Origin of the sequence: Algoriphagus sp., from assembly GCF_029254265.1 — a bacterium.
In the GTDB taxonomy this organism is placed as follows: Bacteria; Bacteroidota; Bacteroidia; order Cytophagales; family Cyclobacteriaceae; genus Algoriphagus.
On sequence record NZ_JAQWXX010000047.1, the window covers coordinates 1 to 14491 of the forward strand.

Genomic DNA, 14491 nt, shown 5'->3' on the forward strand with positions numbered 1-14491 from the left:
TGGTACTGGGGTTACTCCCGGGAGAGTAGGTCGCCGCCTCATTTATTCAAAGCCCTTTGGTTCACTCCAAAGGGCTTTTTGGTTTTACATCCTTTTCAAATACAGCTCCATAACATACAAACAATTCCTAGACGTCTCCTTAATCACAAAAGCCAACTCTATAGCTGGCTTTTGCCTGTTTAAGACTTTTATGTTTTTATTCTGAAACTTGTAAAAATCTATTCCTCGCAAGGAGCTGAAAATTTTAGGCTCATTTCTTAAAAGTGTTTTCATATAATTTGAATATCCATTTTTCATTTTTAGAATATTATTGCAGTTTTGCATTAAAGCCAAATTTGAATGTCTATTCTATTTAGAGGTCTCCGTCTTGTTAATTCTAATGGTTTGTCACAACCAAAAGATTATGTTTTTGAAAATGGAGAATTAACACCTGTTACCAACAGCTATTCATCGGAATTTAAAAAGGAAATTAATGCAGATGGATGGCTCTTGTCCGCTGGTTGGATTGATCTTAGATGTAGTATGGGCGAGCCTGGTCATGAGTATAAAGAATCAATAGAAAGCCTTGCTGATTCATTAGTATCTGGTGGTTTTTGCGCAGCTGTGATTCAACCAAATACTCAACCAACTATTCAGTCAAAAGGTGATGTAGAATATATTTTGAATCGTGCGAAGCAGTTTACTCCTGAATTTGTTATCCAGGGCGCTGTGACAAAAGATACCGCTGGAGAAGATTTTACTGAGATTTTGGATATGAATTTTCAATCCGGCGTAAAAATTTTTGGAGAGGGAGTTAAACCTTTATCAAATGGGGATCGGTTCATGAAAGTAAATCAATATCTCCAAAAATTTGATGGTATTTTGTTTGATCATTCTTATGATCCACTACTTGCTATTTTCGGGCAAATGCATGAGGGTGAAAATTCCACAATGCTAGGAATAAAAGGAATTCCAAATCTTGCTGAAGACGTGGCTGTTCAAAGGAATATTGAGATTTTGAAGTATACGGGTGGGCGTGTTCATTTTCAAACTGTGAGTTCAGCTAAAAGTGTTGATCTTATACGAAAAGCAAAAGCCGAGGGATTAAGAGTTACTTCAGATGTTTCAATTTATCAATTGATTTTTTCTGATCATGATTTAATGGATTTTGATCCTAATCTTAAAGTGCTACCACCATTTAGAGGGGATTTGGATCGTAAGGCTTTAATTGAAGGACTGAAAGATGGTACCATCGATGCGATTGTATCTAATCATCAGCCGGAAGATTTTGATTCCAAGTTTATGGAATTTGACTTGGCACATTTTGGAATGGCTGGACTCCAGACCTTTCTACCAGCATTGGTTAAGTTAGAAGCTGAATTGGGCTGGGTATTGTTAATTGATAAAATTACTAAAGGGCCAAGGACAATTCTTCCTCATCAATTGCAAGAATCTTGGACAATATTTGATCCTGAGTGCGCTTGGACTTACAATGAAAAAACTAATAAATCGCTTTCTTCAAATAACCCTTGGTTTGGTAAAGAATTGAATGGAAAAGTGAAATATGTGATTCAAAAAAGTCAATTAATCAAAGTGGATGTCTAAGTATTTTAAAACAGCCTATCAATTCGGAGGCCTAGGCGGTATATTAAGCGTATTAGCTTTTTTTATACTTTCATTTTTTTATGTAGACCCTACGAATTTAACTTTGCTTTTTGGCTATGTTATAACACCGATTGCAATTTTTCTTGCCATCAAATTCTTTAAAGAATACTCTAATGGTGGATATTTATCTTTCGCAGAAGGCATGTCTGTAGGATTTGTGACCTATGTTTTGATTGGATTAGTTTCAGCTTTTGGGATTTGGATAATTCTGACGATTTCACCTAGTCTATTTGAGCAAATAAAACTTTCAAAATTCGATGTCTTAGAGCAAGGGAAAGAAACAATTATTTCTCAGGTAGGAGAAAATTCCTTTGATGCTACTCTTGTAAGCATAAAAGAAATGTCGAAATTGGATGTATCAATCAATGATGGGCTATGGAAAATCATCCCAGGATTGTTTTTTACTATTATTATTTCAATTATTTTAAGAAAAAACCCTAACTAAAAAAAATTATGGAAGAGCATCAATCTCCTTTTCAAGCCGCAATTAAACCCGGAGTTACCATGGGTTTAGTTTCATTGGCGGTAACCTTTATTGCCTATTTCATTGACTCGACACTCTTGGCATCAGGCTGGTTTGCATTGGTTGCGCTTGTCATTTTCTTTGGTTTGATCATATATTTTGGCAGGGAATATCGTACCGAGCTTGGTGGCTATATGAGTTTTGGCACCGCATTCAATTTTAGTTTTATAGCTATAATTATTTCAGGCTTAATTGGTCTAATTGGTCAAATTTTACTTTTTCAAGTAGTTGATCCAGAGTTACCTGGAGTTTTAGCAGATAAATCTTTTCAAACCACCATTGAAATGATGGAAAAGTTTGGCGCTTCTGCTGATTCTTTGCCACCGGATCAATTAGAGCAGATGAAAAAAGATACAATGAGTAATTTCACATTAATTGGTCAATTGAAAGGATTTGGATTTGGAATCATATTTTACGCGATTATTGCATTAATTTTGGGGGCTATCTTAAAGAAAAAGGATAAGTCACTCGAATTTTAAATCATGCTTCAGATTTCCGTCGTCATTCCTGTTTTCAACGAAGAGGAGTCTTTATCAGAATTAACCAGATGGATCAGCCGGGTCATGCATGACCACGGCTTTTCTTATGAGGTTATTTTGGTAAATGATGGAAGCTCTGATAATTCTTGGGAGCAAATCCAATCTCTTGCGGAAAAAATAAATCAGATCAAAGGAATCAACTTCACTCGGAATTATGGTAAATCTGCTGCGTTAGATGCGGGTTTTAATAAGGCCTCAGGCGAAGTAGTGATTACGATGGATGCAGATCTTCAAGATAGCCCGGATGAGATCCCAGGACTCTATAGAATGATCAAAGAAGGAGGGTTTGATATTGTTTCAGGTTGGAAAAAAGAACGTCATGATCCCATATCCAAGACTATCCCTTCTCGATTTTTTAATGGAGTGACCCGATGGATTTCAGGGATTAAGCTACACGATTTCAATTGTGGCTTGAAAGCTTACCGATTAAAAGTGGTCAAAAATATTCAGATCTATGGGGAAATGCATCGCTACATTCCCCTTTTAGCTAAATGGAATGGATTTGGGAAAATCGGAGAAAAAGTAGTACAGCATCAAGCCCGAAAATATGGCTATTCCAAATTTGGGATTGAGCGTTTTCTAAACGGGTTCTTAGACCTGATTTCTGTATCATTTGTCCACAGGTACAAAAAGAAACCAATGCACTTTTTCGGACTTCTTGGGTCAATGTCTTTTATGACAGGTTTTTTAATTACCTGTTGGTTGATTTTTCAAAAAATATATGGTCTTAGTAAAGGATTGAAAGTGCGTGAGATTGTGGATCAGCCACTTTTTTTTCTTGCTTTGGTGGCATTGATTATTGGAGTTCAATTATTCGTTACGGGTTTCATAGCAGAGCTGATGACTTCCAATCAATCCAAAGAAGCTGAATACAAAATTGGCGAAGAGATAAATTTCGATTTCTGATGTTCTTTTCGGTAATCATTCCGGTCTTTAATCGGCCAGAAGAGCTGGCTGAACTGCTAAGAAGTTTATCTGTCCAATCCTATCAAAAGTTTGAAGCGATAGTCGTCGAAGACGGGTCCGGTATTACTTCAGAATCTGTTGTCCGAAAATTCAAAAATGACATTTCAATAACCTATCTGGTTCAATCTAACCAAGGGCAAGGTTTTGCACGAAATAATGGAATGAGTAAGGCTAAGGGTGACTTTTTTATCATTTTGGATTCGGATGTGATTCTACCAAGAAACTATTTATGGGTGCTGGATGAAAAAATCAGAGAGAAAAAACTAGATGCTTTTGGTGGTCCTGATGCAGCTGCTTCTGATTTTTCCTCACTTCAAAAAGCAATGGATTTTGCTATGACTTCTTTTTGGACTACAGGAGGGATTCGTGGAAAACTTAAAGATCCTTCCAAGTATCAAGCAAGGGGATTCAATATGGGGGTTTCCAAGACTGTTTTTTTGAAAACCGGAGGTTTTGCTGATCCAAATAGGGGAGAGGATATTGAATGGAGTATTCGGATAAAAAAAGCAGGATTTAAATTGGAATTGGTTGAAGAGGCATTTGTTTATCATAAGCGAAAAAACACCTTAATTTCTTTTGCAAAGCAAGCCTTTTCTTTTGGTCGAAATCGAGTCAATGTGTCTCGATTCCACTCTGAAGCAATCAAACTGGTCCATTTACTGCCTACAGCTTTCAGTTTGTTCCTTGTTTCGATGATTCCAATCTCGATGTTTTTTCCTTCTCTTTTCACCTTTCAATTATTCTTGATTGGATTTTGGGGTGGGATGATTTTTTTGAATTCTTTGATTCAATATCGTTCAGCTTCTGTTGCCTTGTTGAGTATTATTACTTCATTGACTCAACTCGTTTGCTATGGATTTGGGTTAGTGTATGAATATTTAAAAAAATTAGTAAATGGCTAAATTCCCTTTTTGCAGATAAATAGTATTTCATCTGGTGCTAGCGCAAATTGCTTGATCCTCTCTTGACCTAATTCCTTTACAAATTTATTTTCTTCGATTTTCAATCCGGATCTACGGAGTCGCTCTGCATAGTCTTTTCCAAATTTCCTCACGTGATCACGTTGCCCAAATAGTCGCTCTCGTTCTGCAGGGTCTGTGATAGATTTGTCTTCCAGAGTTTTTTCCAAATTATAAACAGGAGATTGAAGAATTCCCCAGCCAGATTCCTTGAGAACTCTATTGAATTCTGAACAAGCTTTGATGTCATCTTCTACATGTTCGAGAACATGGTTGCAGAACACAATATCAAATGTATCGTCAGGGAAAGGGATTTCATGTACATCCATTTTCACTTTAGCTAGTGGGGATTCTATGTCGGCCGTAATATATTCTAGATTAGGAAGGGACTCAAACCGATCAATGAAGCAATGCTCCGGAGCTATGTGAAGAACTTTTAATTTTGCAGTGAAAAAATCTGTCCTCTCTTTTAGAAATAGCCACATTAGTCTATGCCGTTCAAGGGCCAAGCAATTTGGACAAAGGGCATTTGGTCTAGCTATCCGGCCATAGGGAAGAAACTTGCTGTATTGACTTCCACAGACCGGGCATTGAACCTGAGTACCTTTGTTTAACTGTGCAAAAACTTTCATCACTAAAGGGCTAACTCGTTGTAGAAACGGCCTTGGTACGTACCGGATGACAAAACTGATAATCGACTTCATAGGGTGATTTAAATCAAATGCAAGTTAACCAAAGACACCATAGGGTTGAAAAGAATTAGTGGATTTTGAAATTTTGCAAATTTTAGGAAAATGTAACAAACTATTCTATTGTTTAAGAATTTCCAATCAGTATTTTAGTTGATCCAAATATAGAACTATCAATTAAGCTATTTTATGAGATCTATTCGACCGACTTTTTTTGCCCACATATCCAGTTTCTTTCTTATTTGCCTATTCTGGAATGTATCGCAAGCGCAGGAGACTACTACTTTTACCCTCCAAGAAATGGTGCAACGTGCGAAAGAGCTATCTCCTTCTTCACTTCGTGCACAGACCAGAAAAGAAAATAGCTATTGGCAGTATCGGTTGTTTAAGTCAAATTATAATCCTCAATTGCGGCTAACCGGTACCATTCCAAGCTATTCTCAATCCTTCAATAGTATTACTCAGCCAGATGGTTCTATCGAATTCTTGGAGGTTCAGCAAAATTTTATGGATCTGGAACTTGGTCTTCAGCAGGTAATTGCTCCAACCGGAGGGATTTTATCAGTGAATTCTTCAACTAATCGTTTTGATAATTTTTTGGTTACAGGGACTGATCCACAAACCAGATTTTCAGGTGTTCCAGTCAATGTCCGTCTTCAGCAGCCAATTTTTGCTTACAATCCTTTCAAGTGGGACAAGAAAATTCAGCCCTTAGTTTTTGAGGAAAGTAAGCGGGCATATGTGCAAGAGATTGAAGAGGTGTCCTATTTCACCACTCAACTCTTTTTTGATTATTTGATTGCCCAAGTCAATCTTGAAATCGCAACTGTGAATTTGAAAAATACTGAAGAAATCTTTGGTATTGAAAAAAGAAGATATGAAATCGGAACGACTACTGAAGATCGCCTTCTACAGGTTGAACTCCAAGCTCTTCAGGCCAAGCAAGATCTTGCTCAGGCGAAGTTGGATTTGGAAGGGTCATCATTTGCAGTGAATTCATTTATTGGCTTGAATCAAACCTCAAAAATCACTTTAATATCTCCCACAGAATTACCTGAATTTGAAGTAGACGTTAATCAAGCCATAGAGTTGGCATTTGCAAACAGAGCAGAGGCTTTAGGTTTTGACAGAAGAAAGCTAGAAGCGGAAGCATTGGTAGCTCAAGCAAAAGGTCAGCGAATTGGAGCAAACCTGAATGCCAGTTATGGTTATAACAATGCTGCATTCAATTTTGGAGACTTGTATTCTAATCCAAATACACAGGCATTGGTGAATTTGGGTCTATCAGTTCCAATCTTGGATTGGGGAAGAAATAAAGCGAGAATGTCACAAGCACAGGCAAATCAGCGCTTAGTGGAGTATACGGTGGAGCAGGATATTATCAATTTTGAGCAGGAGATTTTTACAAAGGTTAAAAACTTCATCATGATGCGGGAGCGGTTAAATGTTACTAATCTTTCATCTGATGTGGCTCAGCGTAGGTATGATATTGCTCTTAAGAGATATCAGACAGGAAGCGTAACCATAACCGATTTGAATATTGCCCAAAATGAAAAAGACTCCAATAAAAGAGCCTTTTTCAATTCGTTAAAAGATTACTGGATGGCATATTATGAGCTTAGAGCATTGACACTTTATGATTTTGAAAATCAGATTTTGCTTTATACTCCAGAGCTTGAAAACTAGTTAGCCTATTTTACCTTTTTCTTCTAGGTATTCTTTGAGCTTTTCAATTTCTTTAGCAAGCTTATCAATATCCTTTGTTTTCTTTTCCAGTGCTTTGGTTAATTTCTCTACATCATTTGGACTAAGATCACCTTTGGAGTTTTTGCTTTGGAATTTTGCTAGATCTTTAGCGTATTTTTCCTTTAATTTTTCAATTTTTTCTTGATTCTTTTCAAGCTTGATTTTGGCTTTTTCGATTTTTGCTTGTTCTTTGAGAACCTTTTTATCTACTGTGGTTGCTTCACTAATGACCTCTTGGCCATAAGTGATAGAAGGAGTCAGGAGAAATATTCCCGCTAAGAATAGTATGCTGAAGATAATTTTTTTCATGACTTTTGGTTTTAAGTTTATTGAATTTCATCAAATACCAATTGAAAACAAAAGTTAATCATGGGTTTTATCTTCAGAGTTTTCTGCCAAAGGTGATTTGGGAAGTCTGCCAGATTTTAATAAGGCTTCACGTATAATCCATTCCAATTGCCCATTGGTGCTTCTAAATTCATCCGCAGCCCATTTCTCAACTGCTTTCATCATCTTTTCATCTAGTCGTAGCGCAAAGGCTTTTTTAGATGCCATTTTATTCCTCCTTCCAGCTTGATAGATATTCTTCCAGCTCCTTAGCTTTCATGGTTCCTATCATGATTTTCTTTTTTTCTCCTATATCTAGGAATAACCCTTTATCACCTAAAATACTATATGCTTTAGTCGTGCTGTTCCCTTTCAATCCCCATCCGCCAAAGTCAGTAATAGGACTATAGGAGATGACTGAAATAGATTGAATTTTTTCTCGTGGATATTTTCTCCAAGTTCTCACAAATGGGGAAAATTTAAATGAAACTCCTATTTGGTCGATTCGTGTTTCAAGTTTTAAATTAAATATGAAAAGAAGGATCAGTGTTAATGTTCCCCCTACAACCGACAAAGCAATCCCCATTTCAGTCTTATCTTCAGCCTGAATAAAAAAAACAAGGAGCAGGACTAATGTGGGTAATTCGATTAATAAAATGAAGTACATTACCCAAGTTCCTCTATAGGTTTGCGTTTCTTTATAAATTTGATTTGCCATATTACTGGTGCAATGTTCCAACGTTTAGTACAGGGCTGGCACTTCTATCTGAGCAGAGTACAACCATTAAATTAGATACCATTACTGCTTTTTTCTCATTATCAAATTCGATGATATCTTTCATTTTCAAATCAGCAAGTGCCATTTCTACCATTCCTACTGCCCCCTCGACAATTTTCTGTCTTGCTGCTACAATCGCAGTTGCCTGCTGTCGTTGTAGCATTGCCGAAGCAATTTCAGAAGCGTAGGCCAAATGTGAAATCCTCGCCTCAATCACCTTGATTCCAGCATGGTTTAACCGGTCACTTATCTCTCGCTCTAGCGAGTGGTTGACTTCTTCGACACCTGATCTTAAGGTGATTTCTTCATTTTCTGCTTCAAAATCATCATAGGGATAAAGGCCTGCCATTTTTCGGATTGCAGCATCAGATTGCAAATGGACAAAATTTTCATAGTCATCCACATCAAAAGTTGCTTTGAATGTGTCGTCAACTTGCCAAACTACGATTGTCCCGATCATTACTGGATTACCAATCTTATCATTCACCTTGACCGGTTTGTTTTCAAAGTTTCGAACTCGAAGTGAAATTTTCTTCTTAGTCATAAATGGATTCACCCAAAAAAAGCCACTCGCCTTCACGGTTCCTTTATAGTCCCCAAATAGTAAAAGGACCATGGCCTTGTTTGGTTCGACTATAAAGAACCCAGGGACGCCTAGGAAGAATAGAAATACGGCTCCAAATCCCATTATAAGTTGTTCGCCAATAAAGCTGAAAATGGCAACTGGGATTAAGCCCAGAATTATTAGGATAAGAATATATCCAGAGAGTGGTTTGATTATTTTTTCCATGTTAATATGATGTTAAAATGATATCATTTTGAATTTCGGAATTTTATTTTAAACGTTCAACTTTTTTCAAAAAAAAAGTCCTGATGCATCAGGACTTTAAATGGAATAGTATTTTTTTACTTCTTTTTGAAGAGTGAATCCACAAATTCTTTTCTGTTGAAAATCTGTAAATCAGTCATTTTTTCCCCAACCCCGATGTATTTAACTGGGATTTTGAATTGATCCGAAATACCAATAACCACTCCACCTTTGGCGGTACCATCGAGTTTGGTAATTGCTAAAGAAGTGATTTCGGTAACCTTTGTAAATTCCTTTGCTTGAATGAACGCATTTTGTCCTGTGGACCCATCGAGAACTAGCATGATCTCATGTGGAGCATCTGGAATAAACTTTTGCATTACTCTCTTAATTTTACCCAGCTCATTCATCAAGTTCACTTTGGTGTGAAGTCTACCGGCAGTGTCAATAATGACTACGTCAGCTTTTTGATCCACCGCTTGTTTTACTGCATCGAATGCTACTGAAGCTGGATCAGTATTCATTCCATGGGAAACTACTGGTACGCCTACACGTTCACCCCAAAGGATCAATTGATCTACCGCCGCTGCTCTAAATGTATCTGCAGCTCCTAATACCACTGATTTACCTGCATTTTTAAAGGTATTTGCCAACTTACCGATGGTAGTAGTTTTCCCGACGCCATTTACACCAACAACCATGATGACATAGGGCTTTTTATCTGCTGGGATATCAAAGTCTAGAAGATCTTGCGTATTGTTTTCTTCCAGAAGCGCGGCAATTTCCTCTTTAAGGATTTTGTCCAACTCGGATGTGTTTACATATTTGTCTTTTGCAACCCGGGCTTCAATTCGATTGATAACTTTGATGGTCGTGTCTACTCCTACGTCGGCAGTGATTAGAATTTCTTCCAGCTCATCTAATACCGCTTCATCCACAGTGGATTTACCAACTACAGCTTTGCTTAGTTTTGAGAAAATGTTTTCGCTGGACTTTTTAAGTCCCTGATCAAGACTCTCTTTTTTGTCTTTAGAGAAAATACCAAAGATTCCCATAGGATGCGTTTTAAAAATGTAATATAACGAAAAAGTCCCTGCTGACCTGTGGACAGAGGGACTTCAATACTTTATATTGCCTAAAGCAAATTATTTATTCAAGGTGTCCTGAACCAATGTGGAAGGAACCATTTCTTCTTTGAAGGTGTAAGCGCCTGTCTTGTCAGACTTTATGGCTCTTATCACTTTGGCGTAAGATACACCACCTTCTTTTTTTAGGGTTGCTACTACTTTCTTAGCCATATCTTTTTTCTTTTACTGGAATCGCTTCCGAGTGAATTACTTAATTTCTTTATGAACAGTCATTTTCTTCAAGATTGGGTTGAATTTTTTCAATTCCAATCTTTCAGTAGTGTTTTTTCTGTTTTTTGTAGTGATGTATCTTGAAGTACCTGGCATACCTGAAGTCTTGTGCTCCGTGCATTCCATAATCACTTGTACTCTGTTGCCTTTCTTAGCCATCTTCGTGTTGATTTAAGGGTCGTGACTTTGATTATCTGATTACGATCATACCGTCATTCTGCGCTTTTTTCAAAACTGCAGTGATTCCGTTTTTGTTGATAGTTTTCAGTGCCTTTGAGCAAACTTTCAAAGTGATCCATGCGTCCTCTTCAGGTACGTAGAAAGTCTTCTTATGAAGATTTGGGTAAAATCTACGCTTGGTCTTGTTGTTTGCATGGGACACGTTGTTTCCTACGCGAGGTCTTTTTCCAGTAATGTCACAAACTTTTGCCATGGTAATATATCGTAAATATGATGCGTTTCTGTAATGAGTCTGCAAATATCGGAACTTTTTGCGAATTACCAACAAAGGGATTCAAAAATATTCCCTTTTCTATCAGCCTTTTGGGAAGGGGCAATGTTTACAACCACTTTGGCAGCAATATCCCCGTTTCAGATGATAGGATTTTGTAAAAACCATCAATCCGCTTTCGTTGAAATAATAGTCGGAGGGTGTAATTGGAGTAGGGGTTTGATGCTTCTTTTCGGGTTTCATGGCACAGACCAAGGGCAATTACTATATTTGTCCAACTCTTTGAATTTTAAATTAAAACCCAAAAATACAAAAATATGGAGACTATTACTTCCAGTAACCAAGCAATCGCACTTGAGGATCAATACGGAGCTCATAACTATCATCCGTTACCAGTTGTTTTGGCAAAGGGAGAGGGGGTCTTTCTTTGGGATGTGGAAGGGAAAAAGTATTATGATTTTTTGTCTGCCTATTCTGCTGTTAATCAAGGTCATTGCCATCCAAGGATTAAAAATGCTTTGATTGAGCAAGCTGGAACATTGACACTTACTTCTCGTGCATTTCATAATAATGTCTTGGGACCCTTTGAGAAATATATTACGGGTTGCTTTGGTTTTGATAAAGTGCTCCCTATGAATACAGGTGCTGAAGGTGTAGAGACAGCTATTAAAATTGCCCGGAAATGGGGCTATGAAAAAAATGGCATCGAAGAAAATCAAGCCAAAATCATTGTAGCTGAGAATAATTTCCATGGAAGAACAACCACGATTATTTCTTTTTCGAATGATTCCAATGCACGAAAAAATTTCGGCCCTTTCACTGAAGGCTTTATCCGCATTCCTTATAATGATATTACTGCGCTTAAAGCAGCGTTAAAAACAGAAAATGTGGTGGCCTTTTTGGTTGAGCCTATTCAGGGAGAAGCTGGAGTGTATGTGCCAGCTGATGATTACATTAAAGAGGCAAAAGCAGCCTGCGAAGCAGCTAACGTATTATTGATAGCTGATGAAATACAGACTGGTATCGCGCGTACAGGTTCTCTTTTAGCTGTTTGTGGTAATTGCACTTGTGAAAAATCCTGTGAGAAACAGGCTACTTATACCAAACCAGATATGCTGATCTTAGGGAAAGCGATTTCTGGGGGCTTCTATCCAGTGTCTGCGGTTTTAGCAGATGATCATATTATGGGAGTGATCAAACCTGGTCAACACGGTTCAACTTTTGGGGGGAATCCACTTGGGGCCAAAGTAGCAATTGCCGCCCTTGAGGTGGTTTCAGATGAAAATTTAGCTCAAAATGCAAGAAAGCTCGGGAAGATTTTTCGAGATAGGATGCAGGTTTTGGTAGAGAAATACCCAATTATGAAGCTTGTAAGAGGAAAAGGTCTATTGAATGCAGTAGTAATTAATGATTCAGAAGATAGTAGTACTGCTTGGGATATCTGCGTGGCATTAAAGGACAACGGTCTACTTGCTAAACCTACTCATGGGAATATCATTCGTTTTGCGCCTCCCTTGGTTATGACGGAGGATCAAATTCACGAATGCTGTGATATAATTGAAAAGACAATCAAAGCTTTCTAATCAGTTTAGCTTAATCCTTAATGAATTCCCTGAAATTTTAAATTTCAGGGATTTTTTTTGGCTTTTGCGTAGTTTTGCGTTTAAATACACCAAAAAGTAACATGCTTCAAGCGGTCATTTTTGACATGGATGGCGTTATTTGCCATACCAACCCCTATCATTCGATTGCATTTCAGCAATTTTTCGCAAAAAGAAATTTAAACCCTACAGAAGAGGAGTATAAACTTCATATGTATGGGAAAAACAATAGCTACATTTTAAGTCACTTTCTAGGGCGTAAGATCGAGGGTAAAGAATTAGCTGATTTGGAGTTTGAAAAGGAAAGTTTGTTCAGGGAAATTTATAAAACAAAAATTCAACCTATTGTTGGTTATTTAGATTTCCTCACCAAGTTGCGTCACCTGAATCTTCCCGTTGGTGTCGCTACTTCAGCTCCAAGGGCTAATATGGATTTGATTTTAGATACTTTAGAAGTGAAATCAATTATGAGCTCTCTTTTATCGGAAGAGGATGTGTCCAAACATAAGCCCGACCCTGAAGTTTACCTGAAAAGTGCTTTCAACTTAAATGCAGACCCTAAACGTTGTTTAGTGTTTGAAGACTCTTTCTCCGGAGTCTCAGCTGGTTTGAATGCTGGGATGAAAGTAGTAGGAGTTTTATCAACACATACTAAAGAAGAATTACCTGTTTGTGATTTGTACATTAAAGATTATTCCGAACTGAATCTAGACCAAATTCAACAACTCTTTTTATAATATGCTCCGAAGACCAAGAAGAAACCGAAAATCCGAGACGGTTAGAAACCTTATTGAAGAAACATCCCTTTCCTTAAAGGATATGATTTTCCCGATGTTTTTGGTGGATGGCTCAAATCAGAAAATCGAGGTAGCTAGTATGCCAGGTATATATCGTTTTTCCACTGATCTAATGCTTAGGGAAATTGAGACCTGCATGAAGCTCGGGATTATGGCCTTTGATGTGTTTCCTGCCTATCCTGAAACGCTAAAAGATTCCATTGCATCGGAAAGCTATAATCCTGAAACCTTTTATTTAAAAGCACTAAGGGAAATCAAGAAAAATTTTCCGGAAATCTGTCTCATGTCTGACGTAGCAATGGATCCTTACAGTAGTGACGGTCATGATGGGTTGGTGAAAAATGGTAAAATCCTCAATGATGAGACACTCGAGATTCTCGGTAGAATGTCATTGGCGCAAGCTGATGCTGGTGTTGATATCCTTGGACCTTCTGATATGATGGATGGACGTGTGGGATATATTCGTGGATTGCTGGATGAAAATGGGTATTCAGAAACATCAATTATGTCGTACACTGCCAAATATGCAAGTGCTTTTTATGGCCCATTTAGAGATGCGCTAGATTCGGCTCCAAAATTTGGAGATAAGAAAACTTACCAAATGAATCCTGCGAATTCAAAAGAGGCTCTTATCGAGGCTGATCTTGATATGGAAGAAGGTGCAGATTTTTTGATGGTTAAACCAGCTTTAGCTTACTTGGATATTATAAAGCTTTTAAGCGAAAATTATCCACTTCCAATAGCTGCCTATAATGTCTCGGGAGAGTATAGCATGATCAAGGCTGCAGCAAATCGTGGATGGTTAGATGGTGATCGAGCCATGTTTGAGTCACTGTTGAGTATTAAGCGTTCAGGAGCAAAAGTGATTCTTACTTATTTTGCTAAAGAGTTTGCTATGCTTAGTAAGTGAATCAGTTTAATATAGATTCAAAAAGCCGGCATTTTGTCGGCTTTTTTGTTTTGATGGTAAGAGATCTGGCTTGCTTATTTAAAGTTTCCTTAAAAATCATTGCATCGAGTTAAAAAAAAAATCATTTTTTAAAAATTTATATTTTTCACAAAACGGCTTTATTGGTTTAAAATTCTGAAAATTAAGTATAAACAGAATTAAATTTTTTAAAAATAGAATTTTTAATAGCTCTGTTTTGATTCTAAAATTTTTCAATCGATTCCGAAGAATATTACATAGGTTTTCAAAATATTATTTTATTAAATAGTTGGTTTAAAAAATGATATATTTTTATTCAATTTTTGAAAAAATGATAAAAAATGGTTTAAAAAATATATTAAAAGATTATAATTTTT

At 37.2% G+C, this 14491-nt stretch carries 19 protein-coding genes; 9 read left to right on the top strand and 10 right to left on the bottom strand.

All coding sequences use genetic code 11. The annotated features are described in order from the left end of the window. Positions 1-339: 339 nt before the first annotated feature. The 5 genes from P8O16_RS06115 to P8O16_RS06135 are packed head-to-tail and all read left to right on the top strand — an operon-like array spanning position 340 to position 4574. Positions 340-1584 carry a dihydroorotase gene (locus P8O16_RS06115; RefSeq protein WP_300312013.1) on the top strand — a complete coding sequence of 415 codons (1245 nt, stop codon included), beginning with the start codon at positions 340-342 and terminating at the stop codon, positions 1582-1584. Continuing rightward, on the top strand, positions 1577-2089 hold the full coding sequence (locus P8O16_RS06120) for a DUF4199 domain-containing protein (protein WP_300312016.1): 513 nt from the start codon (positions 1577-1579) through the stop codon (positions 2087-2089). Before P8O16_RS06115 ends, P8O16_RS06120 begins: the two co-directional genes overlap by 8 nt. A gap of 8 nt (positions 2090-2097) precedes the next feature. Further along, positions 2098-2646, top strand: a complete 549-nt coding sequence (locus P8O16_RS06125; RefSeq protein WP_300312019.1) for a DUF4199 domain-containing protein — start codon at positions 2098-2100, stop codon at positions 2644-2646. Between the two features lie 3 nt (positions 2647-2649). Next, positions 2650-3612, top strand: coding sequence for a glycosyltransferase family 2 protein (locus P8O16_RS06130; RefSeq protein ID WP_300312022.1), 963 nt, complete (start codon positions 2650-2652; stop codon positions 3610-3612). Further along, positions 3612-4574 carry a glycosyltransferase gene (locus P8O16_RS06135; protein WP_300312025.1) on the top strand — a complete coding sequence of 321 codons (963 nt, stop codon included), beginning with the start codon at positions 3612-3614 and terminating at the stop codon, positions 4572-4574. Before P8O16_RS06130 ends, P8O16_RS06135 begins: the two co-directional genes overlap by 1 nt. Here P8O16_RS06135 and P8O16_RS06140 read toward each other — a convergent pair. Then, a complete protein-coding gene (locus P8O16_RS06140) occupies positions 4571-5335 on the bottom strand; it encodes a class I SAM-dependent methyltransferase (protein WP_300312028.1) in 765 nt (254 codons plus the stop codon). The genes P8O16_RS06135 and P8O16_RS06140 overlap by 4 nt on opposite strands. Positions 5336-5509: 174 nt before the next feature. Between P8O16_RS06140 and P8O16_RS06145 the strand changes: the two genes are divergently transcribed. Then, complete coding sequence (locus tag P8O16_RS06145) at positions 5510-7006, top strand: TolC family protein (RefSeq protein WP_300312031.1); 1497 nt, start codon at positions 5510-5512, stop codon at positions 7004-7006. Here P8O16_RS06145 and P8O16_RS06150 read toward each other — a convergent pair whose 3' ends face one another. From P8O16_RS06150 to P8O16_RS06190, 9 genes are all read right to left on the bottom strand, one after another. Further along, positions 7007-7375 (bottom strand): hypothetical protein, encoded by a 369-nt coding sequence (locus P8O16_RS06150; RefSeq protein WP_300312034.1) that lies wholly within the window; start codon positions 7373-7375, stop codon positions 7007-7009. Positions 7376-7429: 54 nt separating this feature from the next. Next, on the bottom strand, positions 7430-7621 hold the full coding sequence (locus tag P8O16_RS06155; protein WP_300312037.1) for an Arc family DNA-binding protein: 192 nt from the start codon (positions 7619-7621) through the stop codon (positions 7430-7432). Position 7622: 1 nt separating this feature from the next. Further along, positions 7623-8111: a hypothetical protein gene (locus tag P8O16_RS06160; protein WP_300312040.1), complete on the bottom strand. Its 489-nt coding sequence runs from the start codon at positions 8109-8111 to the stop codon at positions 7623-7625. 1 nt (position 8112) lies between these two features. Then, positions 8113-8961: an SPFH domain-containing protein gene (locus P8O16_RS06165; RefSeq protein ID WP_300312043.1), complete on the bottom strand. Its 849-nt coding sequence runs from the start codon at positions 8959-8961 to the stop codon at positions 8113-8115. Positions 8962-9077: 116 nt separating this feature from the next. After that, positions 9078-10034: a signal recognition particle-docking protein FtsY gene (ftsY, locus tag P8O16_RS06170; protein ID WP_300312046.1), complete on the bottom strand. Its 957-nt coding sequence runs from the start codon at positions 10032-10034 to the stop codon at positions 9078-9080. A 90-nt stretch (positions 10035-10124) separates the two neighbouring features. Further along, positions 10125-10277, bottom strand: coding sequence for a DUF4295 domain-containing protein (locus tag P8O16_RS06175; protein ID WP_300312048.1), 153 nt, complete (start codon positions 10275-10277; stop codon positions 10125-10127). A gap of 36 nt (positions 10278-10313) precedes the next feature. Then, positions 10314-10496 (bottom strand): 50S ribosomal protein L33, encoded by a 183-nt coding sequence (gene rpmG / locus P8O16_RS06180; protein WP_075350619.1) that lies wholly within the window; start codon positions 10494-10496, stop codon positions 10314-10316. A gap of 31 nt (positions 10497-10527) precedes the next feature. Beyond that, positions 10528-10770, bottom strand: a complete 243-nt coding sequence (gene rpmB / locus P8O16_RS06185; RefSeq protein ID WP_075350618.1) for a 50S ribosomal protein L28 — start codon at positions 10768-10770, stop codon at positions 10528-10530. Positions 10771-10872: 102 nt separating this feature from the next. Further along, positions 10873-11031 carry a DUF5522 domain-containing protein gene (locus P8O16_RS06190; protein WP_300312054.1) on the bottom strand — a complete coding sequence of 53 codons (159 nt, stop codon included), beginning with the start codon at positions 11029-11031 and terminating at the stop codon, positions 10873-10875. A 74-nt stretch (positions 11032-11105) separates the two neighbouring features. Between P8O16_RS06190 and rocD the strand changes: the two genes are divergently transcribed. From rocD to hemB, 3 genes are all read left to right on the top strand, one after another. Then, entirely contained in the window at positions 11106-12371 is a 1266-nt protein-coding gene (gene rocD / locus P8O16_RS06195; protein WP_300312057.1) for an ornithine--oxo-acid transaminase, read from the top strand. Positions 12372-12472: 101 nt separating this feature from the next. Next, positions 12473-13126, top strand: a complete 654-nt coding sequence (locus P8O16_RS06200; protein ID WP_300312060.1) for an HAD family phosphatase — start codon at positions 12473-12475, stop codon at positions 13124-13126. Between the two features lies 1 nt (position 13127). Next, positions 13128-14096: a porphobilinogen synthase gene (gene hemB / locus P8O16_RS06205; protein ID WP_300312063.1), complete on the top strand. Its 969-nt coding sequence runs from the start codon at positions 13128-13130 to the stop codon at positions 14094-14096. The last annotated feature ends 395 nt before the right edge of the window (positions 14097-14491 follow it).